Consider the following 24,883-nt stretch of genomic DNA (forward strand, 5'->3'; position numbering starts at 1 on the left):
CCTTGGTTCTATCCGCGAATTGAACCTGTCGTACTTGATGCTCGCGCAACGCGTCCTCGCATCGGATCGCGAGGCGGCGCAGTCGCATCTGGGGCTATCGACGGAGATGGCGGATACGCTGCTCAAGCTCTCCCCGGCGCAAACTGAAAAACTCGCGTCGTCGTCGCAAGTGTTGTGCTTCTTTCGCATGAGCGCCGATGCGATGCTCACGGGCCTCGCCGGTCGCAGCAACGAAGCGCCGGTGTCGGCCGTGGCCAACGACGCTCTGCTGGCAGCCTAATCATGACCACGCCCACGCCTTCGAAGAGCCTGGCTGACGAAGCTGCCCAGGTCATGCGCGCCATTACGCTGATCAAGCTCGGCGCGCGCATGCAAGTGCTGGAATCGGAAATCCCGACGATTTTGCGTGAACGGCTCATTCGCCTGTATCGCGAAGTGAAGGGTGCATCGCCGCCGAAGGGCATGCTGCCGTTTTCGGAGGACTGGTATCTGACGTGGGCGCCGAACATCCATACGTCGATGTTCGCGAACGTCTACGCCTTCCTGGAAGCGAACAGCGAAGGGCTGGACCGCGTGGATCTGCTGACTCGCGCGTACTCGCTTTATGCCGAGCACTTTGACATGATCGGCGAGCCGTTGCAGATGGACCTGACGCGCGCGTGGACCTTCATCCGTTTCAAGGACGCCGGCATCCTGCGTCTCGCGGGCTGCACGCGTTGCCGCGGCAAGTTCTTCGCACACGCCCATGAGCCGTCGCATTCGATGGTGTGCGGCATTTGCCAGCCGCCGTCGCGGGCGGGCAAGACGAAGGCGGCCGCGAAAGCGGCGCTCGAGCGCGACGCCGCCTTGCAGGCAAAGGCGGCCTGAGCGTTTATCAGCGAGCGGCCCTTGGCACGTTGAAGAGCCGCGAGTTCGACTGACGGGCAGCAACAGCGCTGTCCGCTGCTACTGCCGTCCGTCGGCGACGAAGCGGGGCGGAAAGACGATGCAGCCGGATTCGTCGCGCTCTAGCGGGATGTCGGGATTGTCGAGCATCTTCTCGACCTCTTCGACCTCTGGCAACGGCGGCCATGGCCATGCTTTAGTCGCCCATGACGGTATCTCGTCCTGACGAACAAAGCCGAATTCGTCTGGCTCGTCCCATATCGAATCGAACGTTTCGTCGAGAAGTTGCTGCATATAGGCGACGTGCTCAAGACGCATCGACCACCAGTGACGTCGAACGCGGTGTTCGCCGGCGATTACGGTGCACGACTCAAGATCGAGCACGAACCGGTGCTTCATGTAGGGCTCGCTACTCCACAGCGATTCCCATTCTCCGACCGCATATCGTTGCATCGACGCTCCTAGTCCCAACCCCAATCGTGGCGCTCTTTCGCGCGGAGAGCCAATCCGAGAATATCCGGTAAGCCAAACGACGACGTCCTTCGTTTTGCTGCAACGAATTGGTCAACGAGTGCCGGCTTCACCCTGAGCATGCACATCGCTTTGAGTTCGTCATAGTCGAAGAGATGCATCATCAAGGGCCGGTTCGCGACCAACGCGCTGATCTCGCGACAGCGAACCGCCTCGCGAGCGCTCGCCAATCCGTACTTCTGACGCACCCGCTCATGGACGGCGCGACGCGCATCGATGCGGTCTTCTTTCGTCTTGTACTGCTCGAATACGTCGAACTCGATGTCCAAAAGCGCGAGGCTTATCTCGTTTCCTGCTTCTATAAATCTCGGCGGCACAGCAGACCTTCTCCTAGAACTGTTGCTCGGCGGTAGAGGACGTGATAGCGGCCGAACGGGGAACTTCTTAAGGGTTTGCCGAAAAGTCTTTATCTGGACCGTCGTTTTAGAACCTTCATCAGCCACGCGTCGACTTGGCGCGCACTGGCTAGGTCCACGAAAATGGGCAGACTGCCGCTGACGATGTCGCGCGACTCTACGGCGACAACGGGCGGCTTCCATGGTTCGCCAGACGGTCGACTGCTCGGCAGGTCAGCCGCGTTAAAGTCGAGCGAGTATTCGGTGAATTTGCCGCCCGTTTCCACCACAACGCGCGTGCGGTCCACGCGGATACCCCGAAGGTCTTGGCCGACAATGCGTCCGACGACGATGTCGAGCTCTCGCTCACGCGTTAGCCGAACGCTTCCTGGGTGGCCCTTACGATGCAGGTGGATAACTACAGCCGCGGTGGGCTGTTCTTCAAGTAGCAACAAGCGGTAAGTCGCAACATGAGGCTCCCGCTGCTCATTTGCGTAGACGATGTCTCTGAATTGGCCTATATACGCCATGCTCCCTCCGTTAGTCCGCCGAGACACTATCGTCTCGACTTCTACCGAGGCTACGAGACGGCCAGTGAAATCAAGGAGCGCATGCGAAAACCAATCGAGGCACGATGAGGCGTACATAATGATGTCGGTACAGCCATACCACCGCGACGTCAACCGAAAAAAATGGACAGCAAACCGCCTAAGTCAGTAGTCAAGCGTGACCCGGAGGGGACTCGCCGCCGCATTCTCGAAGCGGCAAAAAGCCAATTTGCAAAATTCGGACTCGCCGGCGCGAGGACTGACGCAATTGCCGAAGTCGCTGGCTCCAACGAACGGATGCTCTACTACTATTTCGGCAGTAAGGAGCTGCTCTATGTCGCCGTGTTGGAGGCCATGTACGCCGACTACGCGAAGAAGGAAAGCGAGCTCGACCTGAGCGGCCTGGAGCCCCGTAAGGCGATGGCAGCGCTCGCCACGTCCATCTGGGCGCACCTGTGGGACAACCCCGAGTGGATCGGCCTAATCAACAACGAGAACCTGCATCAGGGCCGGTACCTCAAGACTTCCAAAAAGCTCAGCGAGACAATTTCGCCGGTGGTTGACGTTGTCAGGTCTATTCTTGTGCGCGGAGCCGATGTGGGACAGTTTCGGAGCGGCATTGATCCGCTCGATTTCTACGTCACGGTCGTTGGGATGGGCTACTACATCGCGTCCAACCGCTTCACTATCAGCGCCTTCACCGGTCGTGACTATGCGCGCCAGTCTGATCGCGCAAAAATCTGGGAAATGCATTTGGAGATACTGGGCGCCTACCTGCATTCAACTACTTTAGCTGCGGTACGCTGAGGTGTCGAATCGGTAGCGGCTGTTGCCGGACCCACCGCCGACGGCCGCGCCCACACATTCGAGGGTTGATGTTGCAGTGCTCTCCGCGCCCGGCGCTGACTCTGACGTACAGATTTCCGACCAAACTACTGCTTTGTGCCGGACGCCTGGAATGCGCTCGAGGGGACGCGTCGCTCGGTCAGGCGCAGCGTCGCATCTATTGACCCACCATATCGGTCGAATTGCGGCCCGCTGGTTAATCGGAAGTGCACGACCGCCGCAGCGCCGTTGTCAGTGATCTCGACCGTCAGATCAGATAGCCGGGCTTGTTGGACGTCGATTATCTCGGCCCTTGCGATCCTATATCCCGGTGTTGCTTCAACAATCCTATCAAAGCTCCTGGTCGTCGGGTTGAAAGGACTTGCGTGCTCGGAAAACATTTCACTCAACGGTACATCCTTCGTTATCGAGGCGGCCTGTTGGTTCACTTCACCGCTAAGCGTTCCGGCCGACGGCTTAGGCTCCTCGCCGGTTCCAACGTGCTCAGCTAAGACCGGCTTTCCCGGTTCCAGTTTGTGCGTAAATAAGGCAGCAACGCCACCGAGCACGAGAATAGCGATCGTGATGAAAACAGATAATCGACTCGCTCTCGTCAACGCCGAATAATTAGTTTTTAGCTGAGGGATGAATATAAAAACACCGACCGCGAGCAGTCCCCCGACAATTGATAGGATACCGCTCAAGGAGTAGATCGCACTCATTATCAGCCTCGTTGCTCACGCATTTGTCGAGCGCTGCGACTTCAGTTCGCGTCTTCCGTCCGACTTAACGCCGTCCTCGCTAGCCGACGGCATTTCGCCGGAGGCGACCTCCCCGTTTTCTTCGCGACGTGCTAGATCGTCAATTACAGGTGAATGCGCGAGATTCGGCGTTTCGGCTGGCTTCATAACAACGTTAACTGCGGACACCCAGCATAAGCCGGCAGTCAGCGCTTGCGGATAATGTTGTGGGTCCAATAGTCGGTAGCCAATGAAAGATCCGAGGAATGAGACCAGAAGAAAATCTAGCCGGTCATAAAACACAGTTGACCGCCCTGGGAACATGCGCTTGAGGAACGGAACGCAACCATTGAAGCCTTTGTGCAGAGAGAAGACGTACATCGCTGCGGCGCCGACCAATGTCGTCAGATACAACCCATAATCGATTGGGGTCATGAAGAAAGCCCTCTCTCTTCCCGCCGGACGCTAGCCTCGCCCTTCAGACAATGTAGATAACAAGTTGAAAACCTCCAAGTCTTCTCACAGGGCTGTCACACCTAGCTTTTCGTGAAGTGCCTATTGAATCCCACTCCTCGCCGCAAATCCGCACTCGGACCCTAGGCAGCGGGATATGGCGATGCCGGTCAGCCTATAGTCGAAGTTGTGGACTTGGGAGCGTCAACTATCATTAAGAAACAACGGCCGCGGTCGCGTTTCATCACACGATCTTTGATGCATTGCAGCATAGGGGCTGGAAATGGAAAAAGGTACGCATCGGAAGCCGCGGACATCTCAGTCTTCTGAAGCCGAGCAATCACCGAGTACGTGGCGGTGGCTTCAAAAGCCGGATAACCAAAAGACAATTCGCTTTGTCGGAGCCGGTATCGTTGCTCTTGTCAGCCTCATGGCTTCCGTCGGGCTCATTAGAAAGCCCGAGCCGGCGACTCCTACGGCTGCCACGCCCCCTGCGGCTTTACAAAGTCCTCGCGCTTCGCCGACACAAAGTGCAGTCTCGGGTACAGGCAACGCAATCGTTATTACTGGAGAAGGTAATCACGTTTCGACGGTCAACGAATCCACGAGTTCGGAGCACGACTCTAAATAGCGGAGCTCAAAACAATAATGAACCACGCACCGAAGCGAGTGCTGCTTTTTGTGGTCGCGATCGGAGTGCGATTTGCCTGTGCTCAACAGTCTGCCGTTGCGACAGGAGGAGGCTCCGCGATCAACATACAGGGTAATTTCAATACTGTACAGATACAAGTGGTGAATTCAGACACACTTGAGATTTTGCAAAAAGTGTCCAAAAAGGTCGGCAACACTGACGTGCGCATTTCTCGTTTGGAGGCGATAGCGGAGCGAAATAGTAAAGACGTGGTCAAATTGAATCACCAGTTAGTGGAAAAGCAGCGGCGACTAGACGAAAGCGCCCACCAACTAGAAGATAGCAGGCGCGAAGCTGTAAAAAATGAGGTTGAAACCATTGGTCTACGTGCAACGGCGATCGATAACGTTCTGACTAGTGCGCGCGCGCCCAATTCAAGCGACTTGGCACGACATGCAGCAGCGGAGCTGCAAGACGGGCTCCTAGGTCCAACGATGGAATTCCTCGCAAATGAGGAGCACACAGCGGTCCGCATAGCCGAGTCTGATAAAGACCGCAGAGCCTTGTCGTATTACAAAGCAGCGCTGTTGGCTCGGCAGCAGGCTTCGTTGTCTTCTGACCCTCACCAAAAGATCGAAACATACAAGAGGGCGATGGGTTATACGCCTAATGACCTGCGTTTAAACACTGAACTATCGTTCGAGCAAACACGTAGTGGCGACTATGTGGGAGGTTTCAATACTTTCCGGTCGAAGATGAGCTTAGTGGCAGCAGGGATGCAAGAACGTGACACATACTTCTCGCGCGAGGCGCTAGTCGAATACTGGCTTGCGGCGGGACAATACGCAACGTGGCACGCTGGTGTCGCTAAGGACAAGCAACCCGCGACGGAAAATTGGTTGGTGCTCATTGAGTTCTGTCGCGTCATGGTAGAGAGGACTTCGCCGACTGGCGGAAGAAATTTTTGGATCTCAAAAACTGAGTTCTATCTCTATCATCGCGGGAATGCGTTTTATTACTTCGACGAAAGACCTGCCGCAATCACTGCTCTAAGAGAAGTAATCAAGTTTCACAAGGAACATTTGCGTAGCGGACAAGTTGATCCCGACCTACTCGTGGCGGCCTATAAAAGCCTAGCGAACCTTTATCTCAAAAACAATAATCGCGAACTGTACATCGCGTCGATTCGCGAAGCAATCGCCGATATGCAAACGGAAGTCGCCAGAGCGCCACTCGATGACGAGCTTTTTGCATATTTGCTGTATTTCCGTAACCGCTTGGCGAGACTGGAAATGCAGACAAATTTAAATGGGTCGATAGCGATTTCGGCTGAGACGGTCCGGTTGGCACAGGGTTGGAAGAAACACAAGATACCTGATGGGTCTTCAGCAAGCATCGAAATAGTGAGTGCACACTACCTACTCGGGAATGCTCTTGAAAGGGCTGGCAATCGCGTGGGAGCTGCGAAAGCTTGCATGAGTGCGTCTGAGGCGCTCGACCTGGACACGCCGAAAAACTCCCAAGATAAAGCGCTATTGTACGCGAGCGCTAAGGCATATCAATGCGCTGCATGGAACTCGGATGGAGAGGAGCGAATAAATAGATATAAGGCCACCATCGTGGCCTATAAGCGGCTCATGGACAATTCGACGCCTTCTATCGGCGAAATCTCCGACCTAGCTTCGAGCTATGGTGCGCTTGGGTACTATCTTAGTGATTATCAGAATCGGTATGACGAAGCAAGAGCGGCTTATGAAGAACAAGTCCAAACTTTACTATCATGTGTGCAAATTGCCGCGCTTGCTGACATTTGCCGGATGAAAGCAATCACCGCGCTCCTAGACCTTGCGCAAAATCAGGAGTTGTTTCCATTAGACCAGCGTAGAAGCTTCGTTGTACAGGCGAGTGCCAACTTGAATGCAATAGACGTCAACAAGGCAGACCCGGAATTACTCGAAATGATTCGAAAGAGCCTCGCGATTACGGGATCGGAGATTCTGGGCGTTGGTTCACGGTAGATTTGAGCGGGGCGGTGCTTTTTACAACGAACTTGCGCCGGACTTGATGACCATGTCAAAGGCCGTGTAAGTTATCCGGCCAGTTGCAGCTTCTGTACCGGGCCCAGCCCTATCCTGGAGCGTGGAAGTTAATGGCCGTTCCGGGTGACGCTTGACGCGTGGATGTATCCGCGAAGGTTGGGACGAAGGCCCGCTTCGGAAGGCCACTAAGCCTGTGCGTCGGACATCTCGGTAGGCTCGATTGTCTGCCGGAGGCGAGTAGCGGTGCGATGGCTCGACAAGCCCATAAGATTGCTTACTTGTTCGTTCGTTTTGCCGGCGATGACTTGCCGACGACCGAACGTGTTTCTGAGTAAGCGCGGGCTCTCGTCGGCCGCCGACAAGTCTGCGCAGCGTAGAGCTACGCGGACACATTTGAGCATCGTATCTGGCTGCATCGGCTTGCCACCCGCCGTGGCGATGAAGAGCCATTGCGTTGGCGACTCAATCCGGCTACGCGCTTCGTGATAGCTGCGCAGTACGTCGATCGCGAAGGCATCGATCGGCACCCGTCGTGCAATCCGAGGCCCGTGCTTGTCGACGAAGACAGTAGGGCGCTCGTCATGCATATCGAGGTCGTCGACGTGCAACTGCCGAAGTTCGGCGGCCGTTACCCCTGACGCGAGAAACAGCGCCACCATCGCGGTGTTCCGAAGATCCTTGAACGCCATACCCGCTGTCGCAACACACACCATTTGTAGCCGCGCATCATCTTCCGATGACAGATAGATCGGTGTTGGCTCGTCTTGTGGCCAGTTCTCGTTGACTAACATCTGCGCGGCCGGATTTTCGGCACGCAGTTCGATGTTCACGAGGTGACGCGTGAATCGGTCGATAAGTTTGAGATAGCGCAGGCGGGTGGTGGTGCCGGGCGCGCAGTCCTGCGCGAGCTCGGCGAAGAAACCAACGATATGGTCCGCCCCGAAGCTCGCCACCGTCGCGCGGTGCGCAATGAGATAGTCGTTGAAGCGCGAGAACATCGAGCGGTGCTGGACGATCGACTGGTCGGCAAACGCCCGGCGATCCGCGCCAGTGGCTTCTTCCCGCTGCCATTGAGCATAGGCGTCTTCCGGTGTAACAAGCCAAGGATCGTCGGGCATAGAAGTCGATATACTGAAATTTGCTTAACCCAAACCCTACAGCGAAGCTACCGCTTCGCCAACCCCAAGCCACCAAAGACGGGGGTGCCCTCGTCGACCTTGCTCCGGATGGCGTTGAGGCAAGCAGCCGGTCCGCCGACAACGAGCTGCGCGGAACACGCGAGCATCAGGTTGACGCTCAAGCCAAAGTCCTCAATGAGATAGCCGCCAGCACAGTAAGCGCCGTTGCTTCCCGTCGCCGCTGCCTCAACGCGCTGCGCCAGCGTCCCTTCGTTGGATCGATACGCCCATACCGGCTTTCCGAGCGCGGCCGCATAGCCAACTTCAAAAGCAGTCCCGCTGTCTGGTTCACCGGACCCGCGAAAGTCATCGAGGTTCGCCATCACGATATCGGCCGACCGGATCAGTTCGATGTTCGCGGCATATATCCATCGAGCAGCGTCTTGCCGTTGGAGCGAGGAGGGCAGTTGCCCGTCGAGTGGATAGAGGCCAACAAAGCCGCGATCGCGGCAGAGCTGCTTCAGACGTTCGCCGTGTTCCTTGGCGTCGCGGCGGAAGACATCGAAGCCAGCGAGGTAGACGCGGGGTTCACTTGCGGCGCGCTCGATCGGCAGAGGAGAGGGGTCGATCCTCCCTTCGCGGACCCGGCGTTTGATCCCGTTTAGCTGCTTCTTCACAGCCAAGGCGCTCTTGCCGAGACTGTTTGCGATCTGCTCGACCGGTAAGCCCTGATCGAGCAACTCCATCACTGCGCGCTGCGACTTCGTCGGATTTCTTTTGGGCATCGGTTCGTGGCTTCGACTGCAGGACTATTGTGACGCCTATGAGCTTACCAATAACCCCGGGTAGTCAAGTTAGCCGAGATCGCCGGGGATTGCACCAATGCGTCAGGCGACGAGCTTATTCAGTCGAGAGTCCTGATAAAAGCGCCTTCTCGGCGTCAGCGAGCAGGATGCGGGCGTACTCGGAGATGAAAATATCGTCGCCGTGATCGGCGCGCCCGAGCACCACAGGATGAATGCGTCGTGCCTCTGCAGCGAACGCAGCGCGGGCGTCCGGGCAGGTGAAGTCGACGTCAGCGACAATTTTTTCGGCCACATCGTGGATCTCGCCGACGCGCTTGCCGTCGCTAGTAAGGATGACCGCCGCTGCGTTAATGCCGCGGCGCGTTTCTTTGAAGACGATGCTCGAAGCGTCGATGCTGAATGCCATGTTGTTGAATCCTGAGGTATCGGCCAAGCAGGATTGCTTGTCCAATACCCTCAGGCTACTGCCGGCTGGCGAAAGTCAAGGCGGCAGACTCGTGTGGTCTCGACGGGCAAGTCGGAACTCGTCGCCTCGATGCCCTGTCGCTACGTTCTCGTGACAGCAGCGCCGACGACCGACGTTACGCGACGCGGAACTGACCAACGGCGCTTGCAAGTTCGTTGGCCTGCGTCTGAAGCGTGGAAGCTGCGGCCGCCGACTGTTCGACCAGGGCCGCGTTTTGCTGCACCATCTCGTCGAGCTGCGCCACCGCACGGTTGATTTCCTGGATGCCGCGCGTCTGTTCGTCAGCCGCGTTCGTGATTTCGCCGATGATCGTGGTGACGCTAGACACCCGGCCTACGATATCCGTCATCGTCTCGCCCGCCTGCTGAACCAGCGACGCGCCGGTCGACACGCTCGTCACGCTGGAATCGATCAATTCCTTGATCTCTTTCGCTGCCTGCGCACTGCGCTGAGCGAGCGTTCGCACCTCGCCCGCGACAACGGCAAATCCACGACCATCCTCGCCTGCACGTGCGGCCTCAACGGCAGCGTTAAGCGCGAGGATATTGGTCTGGAAGGCGATCCCCTCGATAACGCCAATGATGTCGGCGATCTTGCCTGACGCGCCTTCGATCTCATGCATCGTCGAGACGACATCTGATACGACGGAGCCACCACGGGATGCAGCGCTCGCTGCGCTGGTTGCGGTTTGGTCGGCTTGCCGCGCTGCGCTCGCCGATTGCGTCACTGTCGACGTGATCTCTTCCATGGACGCGGCAGTCTCCTCGAGGCTTGCCGCTGCCGCTTCCGTGCGACGCGACAAATCGTGGTTGCCCGAGGCGATTTCGTTGGCGGCATGGCGCACCGCCTCGCTCGTATCGCGGATCTGCTCCATCACGCCGTTGATCTTGCCGACGAATGTATTAAACGAGCGCGCGATCTGCGCCACTTCGTCGTTGCCGGTCGCTGGCAGGCGCTGGGTGAGATCTCCGCTGCCCGAACCGACGGCCTCCATTGCGTCGCGCACCTTCGCAAGTCCCCTAAAGGCCACGCCGGTGACAGCAGCAATGATGGCGGCGGCGATCGCGGCGAGCACTGCCAGCGAGAGGATTGATCCAGTCAACAGGGAACGCATCCCCGCTGTCGCTTCCGACTTGTCCAGCGCAACGAGTGTCAGCCAATTCGTTCCCGGCACTGCCCGAGCGCGCACCAGCTTCGTCGCACCGTCGACGGTCGCTTCAACGGCAGTCGATGGTTCCTGTGAAGCAGAGTTGATAGCGTCCGTCGTCAGTTCGTTGGAGACCTCAGTCACCGGTTTCAGTGTGAGCTTCGCATCCGAGGCGGCAACAATCTGGCCGCTACGGTCAACCAACATGCCGAAGCTGGCGGGCGTCGGATGAATCGATTTGATATTCGCAACGACGCTGTCCATCGCCACGTCACCCGATACCACGCCTTTGACCGCGCCGTCACGGACGATCGGCGCGGCAAATGCGACCACGAGCTTGCCCGTGCCAACGTCGACGTAGGGTGGTGTCACCACCGGCTTACCGGCCTCAACCGCCTGTTTGTACCAAGGCCGTCCGGTTGGGTCGTAATCGGGAGGGATACCGGTGGGATCGGAGAACTTCGCCGTCTTGTCAGCATAGCCGACATAGACGTTCGTGAACCCGCCAGCGGATGCGACTTGTTTGAGGAACGGTACCGGATCAGCACTCAGCGCAGCGTCTTGGACCGAGACGATCATCTGCGTTTTCGATGTGACCCATTCCTCGATACCGGCCTCGTGGCCAGTCAGTACCGCAGTGAGGCTGTTTTGGATGGATTCGCTGTTATAGCGATGAGCGACGCCATAGTTGACCGCCGTATTGACGACAAGTCCGCCAACGACGATCGCAACAGAAGCGGCAAGGACGCGACTGCGAATAGAAGAGAACATGTGAGCCGTGGAAAATTCGCAATGGCTCAGTTAACGACACGCTAGGCGCGCTCTTAACACTCGACTGGATCTACGCTCGCATCAAAATTTGGGGCTCCATCCCCTGAGTCGACGCAGCGTCTTGCGCGCTAGGTGCGCGAGCCGTCCGAAATGGTCGGCGCAGTGTTACGCTCAGTGCGAATTGATTTTGCCGGTAGCGATCGCCTTCGCGAGTTCGTCGGCCAGGACCGCTTGCACCGACGCATGCTTCTCTCGCACGGCTTCGGCGTCCTTCATAAGTTCGGGGAGATCATGAACCAGAGAGGCGATCTCTGCATCCCGTGCGGCGGCCAACTCAGCCAGATTCTCGGGCCGCAATGCGCGTTCGAGGACTCCAGCATCAATGCCGAAATGCTTGCTGATGGCGTCGCAAGCATGTACAAGCGCGAACGACACTTGCTTTTCCTCGTCTAGGATTTTGCTCGTAGGGCAGAAATAGCCGGCGTACAAAACGTCGCCGATTATCTCCGTTGCCACCCAGTCGGTGAGGTCTTCTTCGAACGCTCGCGTGTCCCTGCTGGCTGATGCGAACATGCGCAGCGCGTCCGCCTTCGAGACCTCGCGCGAATAGATCTCGACGCGGCCACCTCGGGCCTGCGCGTCTACCCAGATCAGGGCTCTACTGTCGCTCGACATGTTTGCCCCTTTCGTCGGGATCAAAAAAGTTCCTTCTGGGCGAGCGCAAGACCTAGCGCTTCATTTTGCTCCGCCGTCAAGCTTCTCGCTTCGACCCGCTCTCGTTGATGGTAGATCATCGTTCCGTACACGTCCGCCAGCACTCTTGCTCTCGGGCAGACAGCGAAGTCATCAGTCGCCGCCTGCCGCGATCGCCAATAGTTGATGGCGTTCTCAATATCAGTGATCGTGTACTCGTTCATCCTGCAGCTACCGTTGCTCTATCAAAAGCGGAATGATATTCCTCTTTGTCGGCTCTTGTCGCCGAGGCCTCGACGATCGCATCGCAGCTTTTTCGGTTCAAAGCGAAGGCAACGGCTTTAGCGAGACGGTCGACCGGCACCGTGCTAGTGCTTTACTTCGCCTTTCAACTCGAGGGCCAGTTCCGCCGCCAACGCAGCCTGCACGTTTCCGTGCCTTTCGCGGAATGCTTCGGCGCCGGCTAGAAGTTCCGGATGGTCATTAAGGAACGAAGCCAGTTCGGTGTCTCTCGCCGAACTGAGCGCGGCCACGTTCGCCGGTTCTAGCGCGCGCTCCAACGTTTCGGCGTCGATGCCAAAATGCTCGCTGATAGCAGCGACCGCATGCAAAATCGGGAATGCCACATCTTCGTGGGTTTCTTTGCCGCCGTCGACGAAGAAGTGGCCTGCGCATAGCAGGTCGCCTTTGACCTCGGCTGCGACACGCGAGGCAAGATCGTCCGCGATTGCTCGCCTGTCGTTGCTCGCGGATTCAAACATCCGCAGCGCTTCTTCCTTCGTTGCTTCTCGCGAGTAAATTTCAACGCGGCCGGTTCCGGCGCGTTCTAGTTCGACGTAAACGGTTGCGCCCTCAAAGTTCGACATTTGTTCCTCTGTATAAAGAATTGATAAATCGTCGCGCCGGCGTCCGCCAGGACGTTCGCCATTGGGCAGACTGCGAAAGCATTGGTTTGCGCTTGCTGAAGCGCTAGTGGTCGATCGCCCTTATCGATGTCGGTATCGAAGTGCGCGTTCAAGCTGCATGACGGGTCTTCAGTAGCCGCTTGATCCCGTCGCGAGTAAGGCTGGGGTTTGCTGCCTTTGCCGCCACGATCTCCGTCAGTTCATCGTCGGAGTAGGCCGCGAGAACAGTAAGTTCGCTCAGTACGAAGAGCTCTTCTATCTCGGCTCGATATCGTGATTCGGCGAAGCGCTGATAGACGCGCACGTATTGGGCGGTCGTCTCCTTCGATAGGTCAAATTCATATTTGGCGTATTCGAGAAACACAGATGCGCCTTTCCGCTCGGCTGCAACAACGTTCGCCCCTTCCGACGTGGCCTTTTCGATCGCGAGCTTCACCGCTGCTTCCTTGGCTTCGACCAAGGCTTTGCCGATAACGAAAATATTGACTGGCGGCTTCAACACGACTGTTCTTCTCCGTATGTGCATTGCGAGATTGCGGCCGAGAGGGCCAACGGTGTTCAACGGCATTACCGGTGCTTAACGGCATCCGCGGGCCCGTTTTTAGGGTCGTCCTACATGTCGGACTGACGTCTAAGCCTATCGGACGCGGCTGCGAGTCAAGCCGCCAGCCGGGAGGCGCGGTAGGCTGCCCCGATGGAACTGTATAAGCGCTACGAACCCGCAAAGCGCCCAGCACTGCCCCTTCAATGGTGATAATTCGTAGTGAACTAAACCGCTGACGCGGTAGAAGGTGGTAGTTCAGGCGTATCGGTGCAGCAAAACGCTCGAGGCCTCCGAGTGCAACTATAGCAGTGCAGGTCACTGCCCAATTCGCTCAAGGAGCTCGCCATGACCCCTCTACGTCAGCGCATGATCGAAGACATGCGCGTGCGCAACCTCACAGCCAACACTCAGCGATCGTATCTGCTGTACGTTGGAGCGTTCGCCGGATACTTTCAGCGCTGCCCCACATTGTTAGGTCCAGAAGACATCAGGGCTTGGCAACTGCACCTGATCGATCAGAAGCGATCTCGCAGCACATTGTTGGTTGCAACGTCCTCACTCCGTTTCCTCTACAACGTCACTCTCAAACGTGATTGGGGAATTGAAGAGATTGCCGCAGCGAAGGTTCCGCGAAAACTGCCAGTGGTCCTCAGTCCCGAGGAGGTCGCGCACTTTCTTCAAGCAATTCCCAGCGTCAAGCACCGGGCCGTTCTAATGACGGCCTACGCCGCTGGTCTGCGAATTTCAGAGGCCACGCGCCTGAAAGTCAGCGACATCGACAGCCAGCGGATGATGCTACGCGTCGAACAGGGCAAAGGACAAGCCGATCGCTACGTGATGCTCTCGCCGCGCCTGCTTGAAGTTCTGCGAACCTACTGGCGCGTCGGCCGACCGAGGCACTGGTTGTTTCCTGGCCGCTTTCCAGACCAACCTCTAACGTCCAGCACGATGCAGGAGGCCTGTCGCCGCGCTCGATATCGTGTCGGCTTCGCGAAGCCGGTAACGCCGCATGCATTCCGTCATGCTTTTGCAACGCATCTGCTGGAGTCAGGCACAGATATACGAACCATTCACCGCACGCGAATGCTCGATGGGCGAAGATGACGGCGATCCCGACAGTACAGTTCATAGCTACGCAATGTCGCGCTCATGAGCGCCGGGACCTGGAGCTTCTGCATGTCGGTGACGGGGCGCTCAATGTGCCCGTCACGTGCGAAGTCCTCCAGGACCTTGAGGGCAAACACGATATGCCGTTTCCAGGAGTTCGGGCATTCACCCTCACGCATCTGATTCGCGGCGCAAAACTGCTTCGCACGTTCTTCGGAGTACTGATCCACCTGGCTCATGTCGTGGCAAAACTCCACGAAATGTCGCCAGACTGCGCGATAGCGATCGAGCGTTCGTCGGCTGTAGTGAAGCCCCTCCAGTTCGCCCACGGCACCAGCGACGAACTGCTGCAACGGCAGGTGGCTTGCTTGTCGAACCCGTGGCCCTCTTCGACGTCGGTGATGACGCCGAGCGTTGAGAGTAGCTATAGATCAGTCCGCCTGCACTAACGCGGGCCGCTCGGACATCGAGACGACTCGGATACCTGGCGTGTCGGACGTCACCCGCAGATTCATGTCCGGGGACCAGTCGAGCGACGACGTCGGCCGGGCGCACGTGGACTGGGACGGCAATCCGTGCGAGGTGTCGCTAACCGAAAGCATTCGCGAATACTTCGGTGTCGGTGATCTCGAGGACATCGCGGAGGAGGCGGTTGCGTTTGCGCGCAAAGCCTCCAACGTCGCGCCACTGCCCCAGCAGTGGCTGACGCTTTCGCTCGATTTGGGTGTCACGTTTGATCGAGAACGGCACTCCGCGTTCGCGCGGAGGTTTTTCTTCAGCATTGAAGGGAAAGGGAGAGCCCGCGTATGGTCAGCCGGTCGGCTAGTCCGGCTCCCGGCGAGCCCGAAGCAGAAAGCTTCACCGTATTGCGGCCCCACGAGTCTCGCTCGTGGGGCCGTCAAAAGGCTACCGAACGGCAACGGCTCTCGGAGAACTCAACCGACCGGCAGGGACACCCGCGTCCTGACACTCTGACAATGTACCGGAAGCCAGCGAGCAACGCGACACCGATTGCGTCACGCCATTGAGCACGTAAGCCACGGAACCACGTACCGCCATGCCCACCGGTCCGCTGATCGACGGATCTTCAAGTTGGGAGACGTTGACAACAGCGCCGGCTTTTGAGTCGACGGTTGCCTGCGTGATACTCCCGTGCGGTCCCCCGATATTGGTCACGAAAATGCGACCGTTATTGGCTGTAATGCCGTAAGGAACATTGGCATACGCACCCGTGGAAGAGCATGTCGTGAGTGCTCCATTGCCGTCAAGCGGACATTGCACGAGGTCACCGGTCGTACTGCCGAAGGTGGCAACGTACGCGCTCGAGCCACTGATCGCAATAGCGAGTGGTCCGCTTGAACCCGACGGCGTGCCGGTGGTGCAGGAGAGCGCACCAGCATTGCCAATCGCACACTGCGAGATGCTTCCCGGGTTGCCGTAGCTTGTGATATACGCCGTGGCCCCTTCAATGTAAATTCCCCCGGGATAGGCAAGGGATTTAGCGCCGCTGTCCTGGCAGGACGATAACGCGCCTTTGCCGTCGATGGGACATCGAAGCACTTGCTTCGTCGATGACACCGTCACGAACGCATCAGCATCGTGAATCGCGATGCCGTCGGGCGGCGCGGAAATTCCCGGCACGGACGCATTGGCGCAGCCTGACAACGCACCGCTCTCGTCGATCGTGCACTGAGTGACCTTGAAGCCGGGCCCTCCGTTCACAATGTAAAGCATCGACGCTCTTTGCGGGGTTTCGGTTGCCGTAGGGGCGCCACCGCCGCTACCGCCTGTCGCGCCGGCGCCTGTCGCGCGGGCGCCGTCCGTGCCGCCGCCGCCGCAGCCCGTCATCGTCATCGAAATCGCTAACGCCAGCGGCGCAAGCATGAGCGATCTTCCAATCGCGGATTTGCTAAAGGGTTTTTTCATAGCGGTTCTCACAACGAGTCATTCATTATGTGCATCGAGGGAACGATTGCGGAGACCTGTGTGTCTCCGCTCTCGTCTCGCTAATAGCGCGTAAAGCACGATACGACCACGTCGTCGACCTGCACCCAGCTGTCCCGGCCGTTGCCATACAGGCCAACGTAAAACAGCAACTGCGGATTGTCGCCCGAATAAAAATTCAGCTCGTACAGGTTGTAGTTCTTCTCCGCCGGATTGGGACGATTCGGACCTGAGAGCTTGACCTCTGTAATAACCGGCCCGAAACTGGATCCGTTCCCTCCGCGAACAGTCATATACCCGTCCGTCAATGAGTCTGAGTGTCGGATCCACGCTCGCGCAATGCAGTCCGAATTTTTCGGCATCCTGATCCACTTGTTGATGGCGTTCCAGCCGCGAACTGCCCGGACCCAACTATTGCCCTCGCCTTGATGCGCCAGTCCCTTGCCGTAGTCGAAGCCGGCGATGCCCGTCGGAATCCAACCTGCCGGCGGCCGACTCGACTCGAAATCCTGGAACTCCTGCTGCACGCCGGCATAGGCGGTGCCGACGTTCAACGCAGCGATCAGCGCTGCCGCCGTCACAAGGTACACTTTCATTTTCCATGGCGTTTTCGACTGGATGGCAGGCGAACCCTCTCGCATTGGTGTTATTGCGTTGTTCAGGTTGGGTTGCTCGAAAAATTCAGGTCCGACATCGACCAGAGTGTTCGTAGACTGGAAATTCATCGTGTGCTCCTTGAAAAATCCTGACGGCCATTTATCGGCCATGCTCTTATGCGATACGCACCAAAAGGTTGCGCGTGATTAGTCAACGCCTCGTTATGATGGGCTTGTCATGGGAATCGCTTCTTTAGGTCCTCCTTTTGTGTTAGATCGTGATTTCGGTGTACAACGCGGTTAGCACGGTCTTGTTGGGATTCGGCGGGATGACGCTCCAACACTCTTTCGTGTGTCGGAAGAAAAAAATAGTCCGCACACTGCCGCCGCCGATGCGGTATGAAATGCACACATATCTGTAACGGTTTGAGTTACAGCTACCGCGTTGAATTGAAATCGAGCGCGAGCCGCCGTCGAGCGCAAGCCATTTTTCTATCTGAATTCGCAGAGATGTAATTGATAAAGTTTTCATTTCACCCTCGACCGAGCTAGTCGTGATTGAGTGAAGTCATTTTTACGGTGTCGAAGAAAAGGAAAAAGCCACAGGAGCAGTACCCTTCTTGTGGGGGAGGGATGGAACATTTGTAGTAGTTCGGTCCTGATTGCGGGTGCGACTGGACCCGCCGGCTCGTTTTCGGTCCGACTCTAGGAGGGCGCATGGCGCCTAAATCCTGCTATCCTGCTCTGAGGGTTCGGAGGCCGACATCGATGCGAGCGCTCATTCTGGACGACCAGTACCTATTTCAGGCAGCTTTCTCTCTCCTGCTTCAACAAGTGCACCCTGGGATTGAGGTGCTACAGGCTGCCTCGCTCAAAGAGGGCATGGATCATGTACTTAGTAAAAAAATAGATGTGGTCTTTGTTGACCTTGACCTGCCCGATGGAGGAGGTTTTGCGTCACTTCAAGAATTGAAACGTCACGGGGTTGCCCTAGTTGTGATGTCGGAGGAAAAGCGCGTCGACGCTGCACGTCAGTGTATCGAGTATGGTGCGTCGGGCTATCTCCCAAAAACAAAGCCTCCTCGCAACGTCGAGGCGATAATCGCTGCCATTCGCGCGGGCGGATCGTTCTACACCACGACACAAAGAAAAGAAGTTAATGAGCATCAGCAGGCAACACTTTGCCGTAATAGCGAGGAAGTCAATTCACTTCTGGATAACGTCTGTGTAAGAATGCCCCTTAGCGGTGCGGCGGCGCTCGGACTTACACCAAGGGAATATGAAGCGCTAAATTGGCTTGTGAGGGGGTTGCCCGATAAAGCTATCGCCAACGAGATGAAAATTGAGGGTATGACAGTCCGCAAATATGTCGGTCGCTTACTAGCTCATTTCCAAGTGACCAACAGGGGCGCACTGATACGATTGATGCTCACACGGGAAGATTTGAAAAGGCATCTTCTTTTTTTCCCGGGGGAATCTTCTGAGACTGGATTTATTCCCATACTTCCTAGGAAGCCGTCAGTGTAAGAGTAAGCGATGAAATCGCCGCGACGACTCGGGTTCTGATCCGGAAGTGTTCGGGGGACTGAGTCGAGCAGCCGAGGAGTCGCAACCCTCAAACACTGTCAATCTGCGGAGCCGCAGAGCAGGTTCAGGCGAGCCCGAATCGTTTCCTCACGTATCGTTGCGCCGTGAGTCTTGCGCGGCGATGCGTAAGCGCGTAGCGAAAGGTGAGCGTGCCGACGAACTCGTCGAGGGCTCGCTGGATCTCAGCGGCCGGGCGCAACGGGCGATCCACGAGATATCGGGCGGCGACTTCGTCAAGGCCCGCCACGTCCCTTTCAATACCGGCCGACACGATCTCTGGGGCCTCTGCGCCGTTCAAAACGCGCACGTCGTCCGCCAGCTTAAGTCCGTGATCGGCCAGCATGTTCACGATGTCTTCGAGCGACTTGCGGCCAAGATGCGGCGCATGGAACAGGTCTTCAGCGGTGCGCGCGACCAGGTCTCCGACCGTCTCGATTCCACAAGCTATGACGCTGTTGACTGCGCGTACGGTCAGATCCATTTGGTCGATCGGCTTGGCGAGCAGGAGGCGGCGCTCGTCGTCATCCGGAGCGGGCAAGTCTGGCGCTGCATTGGCTCGCGCACCCAAGTCATGGGCGTGCTCAAACAGCTCACGAACGTGCAGGAACTGGCGTACAGTCGCTTCGGTGGACGAGCCCGGCTCCTGCGCCAGAGCGATCGCTTGCACAGCCAGCTCGTCGAGCCGGGTTTTAGTGCTCTTATCCGTCACAGATCTCCCCATGTTTTGTTATCCGCAGATCTCGCAGCTCGACACTATACTGGCGGCGCAGCGATTTCCGCTGCGCGCGTGTTTTCCTGCGTGAGGATGCGTACACATGGTGGCACTGTCCCTCGGGTCGTCCATGACCCTGTTCGATCCATCGCAAGTCGAGAAGGCCCTTCTCGGGCTCGAAGGCCAGTCGAGCAACACCGAAGGCCTGCGCCGCGTGTACCGCAAGATGCTCGAGACAGCACCGCAGCGTTGGGTGAGCAAACCGGCGAGCGCCGCGCCGCTCGAGCAGGTCATTGAAGACTGCCCCAACTTTCGCGGGGTGCTCGAAGACCTGAGCAACCACATCGAACTCGGTGTTCGCAACAAGCGCGGGCTCGCGCTGATCCCGATCCTGCTGGCGGGCGAGCCGGGCGTCGGCAAGACGCATTTCGCCAAGCGCCTGGCTGTTTCCCTCGGGCTCTCGTATCAGTTCCTGTCGATGGGCACGATGAGCGCAGGGTGGATCCTGGGCGGCTCAGCGCCGACCTGGAGCGGGGCGCGTCACGGAAAGATTGCGGCGTCCCTCATCGACGGTGAGTTCGGCAATCCCCTGTATCTGCTCGATGAGATCGACAAGACGGGAGGCAGCCGGGACCACGACCCGATGTCTCAACTTTTGACGCTTCTCGAGCGCGACGTGACGCAATACACGGCCCACTACGAAATGCTGCGAGCGCAGGTGAATGGCGAGTTGGCCAATACGCCAGTCAATATCATCGAGCGTCAGCAACGCAATCTCATTTGCTCGGAGTCCGAGGCGAGAAAGCAACAACAAGATCGCGTAGTCTCTGCGTCCAACGGGAGTATGCCGGTCACAGCCGTTGAGCACGGCTTGAACCTGGTCGGGCAGCAGATAGGTAGGAAGCGATGTGAGCTGCCACGCTCTCACACGTGGTACGCAGCTTGCAAGATCGGCGGCAATATAACCTCGGTATTGCAGAAAGCGCATGAACGCGCGAATTGCCGAGCACATATGTTTCGCGGATTGCGGACTATGGTCTCTTGCATGACGTTCGATGAATGTCATGACGTCCGAACCGGTCACGCTAGTGATTTGCGGATAGGCAGAAAGGCAGCGCTCCCGCAAAAACTTCCGAGCGAAAGGGACATGGCGAACGGCAGACACGCGCGCCAATCCGCGCTCCCGGATCAGATATCGGTCAAAATCTTGCACAACCTGTTCGAGCTCGTCCAGTGCGAAAGGTGGCTTGGCAGGAATTGCATCGATCTCTCGAAGTAGACCGAGCAGTCTGATCAATGCAGGACGATCACTGAGAAATGGACATCGATATCGGCGACGGAACTTCTAATACTCGTCTATCGATTGCTCGTTGATGTCGTTGAGCTCAAACCGTTTGCGTGCGAGCCAGTGACTGAAGTCGCAAACCACGCGAAGATTGCGCCATGCTCCTTGTCGACAATGTCCCTCTCGCAGCAGCCGCGCTGCGAACAGATCGATATGAACTCCCAACGGCCCTTCGTGAACACGCAGAGAAGCCCTGTCTGCAGGCCTGAACCGCGAAGGCGCAACCCAGCCAGCTCTTGCCGAGGCCGGTCGGCGCGACCAGGATGAGATTCTGGCGCTCCCGAATCCATTCACAGGTCAGCAGCCGAGCGGTGAGCGCGCGATCCAACCCGCGCGCAGTGCGGTAATCGATGTCCTCCGGCGAGGCGCCGGAGAACTTCAGCTTCGCGCGCCGCAGGCGCGCAGTTGTCTGTCTCGATTCCCGCTGGCTGGCTTCGCGCTCGACCAGAAGGCCCAGGCGCTCTTCGAAGCCAAGCCGATCAATGCCCTCCTGCGCCTGCTGTTCGGCAAGGGCAGCGGCCATGCCGCTCAGGCGCAGCGCATGCAGTTTGTCGACGGTCGGATGATGAAGCATGACGATTCCTTCCTGATTTCAGTGATAGTAGGATGGCCCGCGCACGTTGGCGTGCATGAGCGGCAGGTCGGCCTGGAGCGTAGCCGGTTCTGGCTCACGGTCCAGCCCGTTCTTCAGCGTCGAGGCAATGAACTTGTAGTTCGGCGCTTTCAGATCGATGGCGCGGCGGCAGGCGGCCTCGAGCCGTTCGCGCCCGTAGTCCTTGCCCATGCGCAGCACACCCAGACAGGCGCGGTACGCCTGCTGCGGATGCTTGCGCGCGCCCGGCAGGTGCTGGATGACGGCGGAGGTGTGCGGGCCAATGTCGGCGGCCCAGTTGCCCAGCCGTTGCAGGTCACAGCCCTTCACGACGGCCTGGTGTTCCGGTGGCATGTGCGCGTCGATGGTGGTGTGGAAGCGACGGCGGGCACTCTTGCCGTGCGCGGCGATGCGCTGGCCGCGATGGAAGATCTCGACGGTATTGGTCGTGACGCGCACATCGACCTGCTCGCGTGCATAGCGGTACGACACGGAGTAGTAGTGCTGGTCCACTTCGACGTGATAGTCCGGCCCCACGCGAGCGACGATCCATTCTGCGTACTGGTAGGGCGTGTCTGGAAGCGGGCGCAGCGCCGGCCGATCGATTTCCTCGAATACGCTACGGCGCGAGCCCGGCAGCTTCTTGAAGGGCCGGTTGTTCAGATCCACCAGCAACACGGCGACGGCCCGGTTGGCCTCATCGAGGTTAAAGAAGCGCTGGTTTCGCAAGCGCGCGAGAATCCATCGCTGGACCAGGAGTACCGAGAGCTCGGCTTTCGGCTTGTCACGCGGCTTTCTCGGACGCGCTGGGATGATGCAGTTGAAGCCTTGCTTGATCAGACGCCGATACAAGCCGTAGCCACAGGGGCCCGCTTCATAGACAACACGTACATGTCGTGCTTTCGACTGGAGTCGTTTGCACAGGCGATCGATTTCAACCAACGTCGTGCCGATCTTGCCCATCGCCTCGACTTCGCCTGCGTCGACCGCATAGGCAATCGTGATCGATTCCTTATGCACATCCAACCCGACGTACACCGTGCTATCGTGTTCCATGCTGGCCTCCGTGGTGAAAATAGCCAGGTGTGGCCCTGTCCACACCGTGCGGCTCTGGCAGCAATGCTGATATGACTCCCCGTAGCAATAGGTGATCGGTTTTTCATTTTCTCTAAAGACAAGTTGTTTGAGTTTCCTGAGGGCGGCGTAGCAGTAAATCTCGACGGTGTATCACGCTGATATCCGCGGGTTGGGTACCGCATTACAGTGGTCCGTCCAATGAGCCTGCCGCTATCTAACCGCGCAAGTCGGATGAGATCCGTTGCCTAGCATAGCCCGCGGATTACTCGTGTGCCGGGCTACGCCGCCTTCAGGAAGCTCGTCCTCCAGTCGTTGTGGGGATTCTCACGTGCGTGTCATGCTATCGGCACCTCGCGTGGCGTGGCCAGCGACATCGCGAGCTGGCTAATGTCCCAGATGAACCCCGCCAGTTCGCGGGCGATCGCGACCACGGCAATGTTCTTCTCCTTGCCGCGTGCGACAAGCCTCCGGTAGCGCCCGCACAGGCGCACCTGCGCGTCCCAGGCTCGATCGACAATGGGCTTGGGGATGCCCTCGTGCCGGCATTGGATCTCGCGGCTCACGCGGGCCGGGTGCTGGTAGCTCCAGGCCGCTTCGACGAGCAGCTTTCGCGCATAGCTGTTGCCGTTCTTGGTGATGCTGCCCAGCCGGCGCTTCTCGCCCGACGAGTGTTCGGAGGGCGTTACCCCCAGCCAGGCCATCAACTGGCGTGGGTGCAGGAAGCGTGAAAGATCGCCCAACTCGGCGAGCATGCCCACGGCCGTCGTGAACTGCAGACCGCGCATCGTCTGCAGGGCCAGTACGGCCGGATAGAAACGCCAGTTGACCACAGCCTCGCGCAGCGCGGTCTCCAGCCGCTCGCATTGCGCGAGCCGGTCCTCGATCGTGCGCCGTAGCTCCTCAAACGCCAGTTGCTGCCATGCGCCATCGAATGAATACTGGCTGATCCAGCGTCGATGCGCGGGGCCCCAATCAGGGCGGCCCGTGTAGCCCACACCGTGCGAGAGGAGAAAGGCCTTCAGTCGTTGGCGCGCACGCCTCAGGTCGTCCTTGGCGCTCACCCACGCGCGCGCGAGATCGCGGAACGCTTCGTCATCCACGCTGGGCACATACACCGCCGACAGGTCTCCGGCGCGCAGCGCGCGCACAAGCTTGATCGCATCGCGGCGGTCGGTCTTGACGCGTTCGCCGGGCTTTCTGGGAATCAGTGAGGGTGCGCACACCATGCAGTCAAACCCCTTCTGCAGGAGCTGACGGTAAAGTCCGTAGCCGCACGGGCCCGCCTCGTAGACGATGCAGATATGCCGCGCCTTCGATTGCAGACGCTTGCACAGGCGATCGATATCGGACTTTGTCGTCCCGATCTTGCCTAACAGTTCAACGTCGCCCATTCCGATCGCGTAGGCAACCGTGATCGAATCCTTGTGGACATCAAGCCCTACGTACAACGTGCTATCGTGTTCCATGCTGGCCTCCGCCTCGGAAATCGCCGGGTGTGGCCCTGTCCACACCATGCGGCTCTGGCAGTCATGCTAGCCCGCGATTGATTCCTTCGCGGCAGGCCAGCCTCTCTGCCCCACGGGGAGTCATATTGACTAACCCGCGTTGAATTCCCCACGCCAGGCCAGCCCTTGCGTCACGGAAAGTCATACTGACTTACCCTTCAGTGTCGCGTTTCCGATCGTAACCACCGGAACAAACGCAGAAGGTTCGGGCTCGCTCGTCCTCGGCGGATCGGCAACTACGCCTGCTTTGCGGTACATGTCGACCCATTTGCGCAGTTGGTTGGCATTCACTCCTGCCTTCAGCGCCAAACCGGCAAGCGACGCGCCAGGCCGCAGGCATGCCTCGACCAAGCGACGTTTCCCATCAGGATCGAATGATCGTTTGCCCTTTGGCGAAACGTGCGTCACCTTCAGCGGCAGAAACTCGAGGTCAATCGTGTCAGGCGTCATCGTCGTTGCGTCCGCAAGTGTTGGTTGCGGACGCAAGCGTGACCTCTTTCACTCCATCGCGCTACGTGCGGAGAAATTCGCGCTTACGATTCTCCGATGTGGAGACCGTCCAGGTTCTGCTCGGTAACTGGCTCGACGCCCTGCAAGATGGCAACCAGAGTCCGCTGGCCGACGACATCGACGCCGTGATCGCGAAGCTGGAGACGTTCAAGGAGAAGGCTCGCGAGCTGCTGCCGGTGCGTACCGGCGGCCAAGGTGGCAAGTCGCTCGACGAGTGGAAGACGTTGCTGCGCGCGGCGAAAGTCGAGGTCACGAGTGACGGCTTGCTTTGGCGCTTCTCGGGCCTGACTGGCCCGCGCTTCAACGAAGAGCGGAATGCGGTGCTTGCCGCGGTCAAGCGTCATCTGTGGGACGGCGGCTATCTGCTCACTTCGATGCAGAAGATCAAGGTACGCACCGGGCCGTGGAAGGAACTGGGCAAAACCGGTTGGATTCTCGTCGCAAACGACGATGTCGCCCACCTGGTGAGCA

General features: G+C 58.3%; 26 protein-coding genes and 4 pseudogenes. 8 read left to right on the top strand and 22 right to left on the bottom strand.

The window, feature by feature from the left end:
- Together PQR08_RS37070 and flhC are read left to right on the top strand one after the other, a co-directional pair.
- Positions 1-280 (top strand): flagellar transcriptional regulator FlhD (locus PQR08_RS37070; protein WP_408164202.1); only part of this gene is annotated, 280 nt, incomplete at its 5' end.
- A 2-nt stretch (positions 281-282) separates the two neighbouring features.
- Positions 283-867 carry a flagellar transcriptional regulator FlhC gene (gene flhC / locus PQR08_RS37075; RefSeq protein ID WP_408164204.1) on the top strand — a complete coding sequence of 195 codons (585 nt, stop codon included), beginning with the start codon at positions 283-285 and terminating at the stop codon, positions 865-867.
- Between the two features lie 78 nt (positions 868-945).
- Here the strand turns inward: flhC and PQR08_RS37080 are convergent, their stop codons facing one another.
- The 3 genes from PQR08_RS37080 to PQR08_RS37090 all read right to left on the bottom strand — a co-directional run bounded on the left by PQR08_RS37080 (position 946) and on the right by PQR08_RS37090 (position 2,281).
- Positions 946-1,338, bottom strand: a complete 393-nt coding sequence (locus PQR08_RS37080; RefSeq protein ID WP_408164206.1) for a hypothetical protein — start codon at positions 1,336-1,338, stop codon at positions 946-948.
- 8 nt (positions 1,339-1,346) lie between these two features.
- Complete coding sequence (locus PQR08_RS37085; protein WP_025527972.1) at positions 1,347-1,685, bottom strand: hypothetical protein; 339 nt, start codon at positions 1,683-1,685, stop codon at positions 1,347-1,349.
- 137 nt (positions 1,686-1,822) lie between these two features.
- Positions 1,823-2,281 (bottom strand): hypothetical protein, encoded by a 459-nt coding sequence (locus PQR08_RS37090; protein WP_408164208.1) that lies wholly within the window; start codon positions 2,279-2,281, stop codon positions 1,823-1,825.
- A gap of 162 nt (positions 2,282-2,443) precedes the next feature.
- Here PQR08_RS37090 and PQR08_RS37095 point away from each other — a divergent pair, with 162 nt between their 5' ends.
- A complete protein-coding gene (locus PQR08_RS37095) occupies positions 2,444-3,106 on the top strand; it encodes a TetR/AcrR family transcriptional regulator (RefSeq protein ID WP_408164210.1) in 663 nt (220 codons plus the stop codon).
- A 125-nt stretch (positions 3,107-3,231) separates the two neighbouring features.
- Here the strand turns inward: PQR08_RS37095 and PQR08_RS37100 are convergent, their stop codons facing one another.
- Positions 3,232-3,846, bottom strand: coding sequence for a hypothetical protein (locus tag PQR08_RS37100; protein WP_408164212.1), 615 nt, complete (start codon positions 3,844-3,846; stop codon positions 3,232-3,234).
- Positions 3,847-3,861: 15 nt separating this feature from the next.
- Complete coding sequence (locus PQR08_RS37105; protein WP_408164213.1) at positions 3,862-4,299, bottom strand: hypothetical protein; 438 nt, start codon at positions 4,297-4,299, stop codon at positions 3,862-3,864.
- A 666-nt stretch (positions 4,300-4,965) separates the two neighbouring features.
- Here PQR08_RS37105 and PQR08_RS37110 point away from each other — a divergent pair.
- Complete coding sequence (locus tag PQR08_RS37110; RefSeq protein ID WP_408164215.1) at positions 4,966-6,966, top strand: hypothetical protein; 2,001 nt, start codon at positions 4,966-4,968, stop codon at positions 6,964-6,966.
- Positions 6,967-7,172: 206 nt separating this feature from the next.
- Here the strand turns inward: PQR08_RS37110 and PQR08_RS37115 are convergent, their stop codons facing one another.
- The 8 genes from PQR08_RS37115 to PQR08_RS37150 form a co-directional block, all read right to left on the bottom strand.
- Positions 7,173-8,105 carry a tyrosine-type recombinase/integrase gene (locus PQR08_RS37115; RefSeq protein ID WP_408164217.1) on the bottom strand — a complete coding sequence of 311 codons (933 nt, stop codon included), beginning with the start codon at positions 8,103-8,105 and terminating at the stop codon, positions 7,173-7,175.
- A 47-nt stretch (positions 8,106-8,152) separates the two neighbouring features.
- The gene (locus tag PQR08_RS37120) at positions 8,153-8,890 is read right to left on the bottom strand and encodes a nucleoside 2-deoxyribosyltransferase (protein WP_408164219.1); all 738 of its coding nucleotides are present in this window, start codon (positions 8,888-8,890) and stop codon (positions 8,153-8,155) included.
- 115 nt (positions 8,891-9,005) lie between these two features.
- Complete coding sequence (locus PQR08_RS37125; protein WP_408164221.1) at positions 9,006-9,317, bottom strand: hypothetical protein; 312 nt, start codon at positions 9,315-9,317, stop codon at positions 9,006-9,008.
- 175 nt (positions 9,318-9,492) lie between these two features.
- Complete coding sequence (locus PQR08_RS37130) at positions 9,493-11,295, bottom strand: methyl-accepting chemotaxis protein (RefSeq protein WP_408164222.1); 1,803 nt, start codon at positions 11,293-11,295, stop codon at positions 9,493-9,495.
- Between the two features lie 171 nt (positions 11,296-11,466).
- Positions 11,467-11,970 (bottom strand): hypothetical protein, encoded by a 504-nt coding sequence (locus PQR08_RS37135; RefSeq protein ID WP_408164224.1) that lies wholly within the window; start codon positions 11,968-11,970, stop codon positions 11,467-11,469.
- Positions 11,971-11,990: 20 nt separating this feature from the next.
- Positions 11,991-12,212 carry a DUF3717 domain-containing protein gene (locus PQR08_RS37140; protein WP_408164226.1) on the bottom strand — a complete coding sequence of 74 codons (222 nt, stop codon included), beginning with the start codon at positions 12,210-12,212 and terminating at the stop codon, positions 11,991-11,993.
- 144 nt (positions 12,213-12,356) lie between these two features.
- Positions 12,357-12,854, bottom strand: a complete 498-nt coding sequence (locus PQR08_RS37145) for a hypothetical protein (RefSeq protein WP_408164228.1) — start codon at positions 12,852-12,854, stop codon at positions 12,357-12,359.
- Positions 12,855-13,002: 148 nt separating this feature from the next.
- Entirely contained in the window at positions 13,003-13,395 is a 393-nt protein-coding gene (locus PQR08_RS37150) for a hypothetical protein (RefSeq protein WP_408164230.1), read from the bottom strand.
- Between the two features lie 387 nt (positions 13,396-13,782).
- Between PQR08_RS37150 and PQR08_RS37155 the strand changes: the two genes are divergently transcribed.
- Positions 13,783-14,541: a site-specific integrase gene (locus tag PQR08_RS37155; protein ID WP_408164231.1), complete on the top strand. Its 759-nt coding sequence runs from the start codon at positions 13,783-13,785 to the stop codon at positions 14,539-14,541.
- Here PQR08_RS37155 and PQR08_RS37160 read toward each other — a convergent pair.
- The 3 genes from PQR08_RS37160 to PQR08_RS37170 form a co-directional block, all read right to left on the bottom strand.
- Positions 14,508-14,897 (bottom strand): hypothetical protein, encoded by a 390-nt coding sequence (locus PQR08_RS37160; protein ID WP_408164233.1) that lies wholly within the window; start codon positions 14,895-14,897, stop codon positions 14,508-14,510. The genes PQR08_RS37155 and PQR08_RS37160 overlap by 34 nt on opposite strands.
- Positions 14,898-15,450: 553 nt before the next feature.
- A complete protein-coding gene (locus PQR08_RS37165) occupies positions 15,451-16,470 on the bottom strand; it encodes a lactonase family protein (RefSeq protein ID WP_408164235.1) in 1,020 nt (339 codons plus the stop codon).
- Positions 16,471-16,550: 80 nt separating this feature from the next.
- Positions 16,551-17,213 (bottom strand): hypothetical protein, encoded by a 663-nt coding sequence (locus PQR08_RS37170; RefSeq protein WP_408164237.1) that lies wholly within the window; start codon positions 17,211-17,213, stop codon positions 16,551-16,553.
- 639 nt (positions 17,214-17,852) lie between these two features.
- On the opposite strand from PQR08_RS37170, the gene PQR08_RS37175 reads away from it, so the two are divergent.
- Complete coding sequence (locus tag PQR08_RS37175) at positions 17,853-18,611, top strand: response regulator transcription factor (RefSeq protein ID WP_408164239.1); 759 nt, start codon at positions 17,853-17,855, stop codon at positions 18,609-18,611.
- A 124-nt stretch (positions 18,612-18,735) separates the two neighbouring features.
- Here the strand turns inward: PQR08_RS37175 and PQR08_RS37180 are convergent, their stop codons facing one another.
- Positions 18,736-19,380, bottom strand: coding sequence for a DNA-directed RNA polymerase subunit alpha C-terminal domain-containing protein (locus tag PQR08_RS37180; protein ID WP_408164241.1), 645 nt, complete (start codon positions 19,378-19,380; stop codon positions 18,736-18,738).
- 229 nt (positions 19,381-19,609) lie between these two features.
- Between PQR08_RS37180 and PQR08_RS37185 the strand changes: the two are divergent.
- Positions 19,610-20,047, top strand: a pseudogene (locus PQR08_RS37185) (AAA family ATPase); the annotation flags it as partial.
- Here the strand turns inward: PQR08_RS37185 and PQR08_RS37190 are convergent.
- The 5 genes and pseudogenes from PQR08_RS37190 to tnpA form a co-directional block, all read right to left on the bottom strand.
- Positions 20,027-20,596 (bottom strand): annotated as a pseudogene (locus PQR08_RS37190) (tyrosine-type recombinase/integrase); the annotation flags it as partial. The pseudogenes PQR08_RS37185 and PQR08_RS37190 sit on opposite strands and share 21 nt — an antisense overlap.
- Before the next feature lie 301 nt (positions 20,597-20,897).
- Positions 20,898-21,302 (bottom strand): annotated as a pseudogene (locus PQR08_RS37195) (ATP-binding protein); the annotation flags it as partial.
- Positions 21,303-21,320: 18 nt separating this feature from the next.
- Complete coding sequence (locus tag PQR08_RS37200; protein WP_408164244.1) at positions 21,321-22,376, bottom strand: Mu transposase domain-containing protein; 1,056 nt, start codon at positions 22,374-22,376, stop codon at positions 21,321-21,323.
- Positions 22,377-22,732: 356 nt separating this feature from the next.
- Complete coding sequence (locus PQR08_RS37205) at positions 22,733-23,863, bottom strand: IS110 family RNA-guided transposase (RefSeq protein WP_408164246.1); 1,131 nt, start codon at positions 23,861-23,863, stop codon at positions 22,733-22,735.
- Positions 23,864-24,070: 207 nt separating this feature from the next.
- Positions 24,071-24,352: pseudogene (gene tnpA / locus PQR08_RS37210) on the bottom strand (IS66-like element accessory protein TnpA); the annotation flags it as partial.
- Between the two features lie 98 nt (positions 24,353-24,450).
- Between tnpA and PQR08_RS37215 the strand changes: the two are divergent.
- On the top strand, positions 24,451-24,883 hold a 433-nt coding region (locus PQR08_RS37215; RefSeq protein WP_408164248.1), incomplete at its 3' end, for a hypothetical protein.

The sequence above is a fragment of the Caballeronia jiangsuensis genome, assembly GCF_046030135.1.
Classification (GTDB): Bacteria; Pseudomonadota; Gammaproteobacteria; order Burkholderiales; family Burkholderiaceae; genus Caballeronia; species Caballeronia jiangsuensis.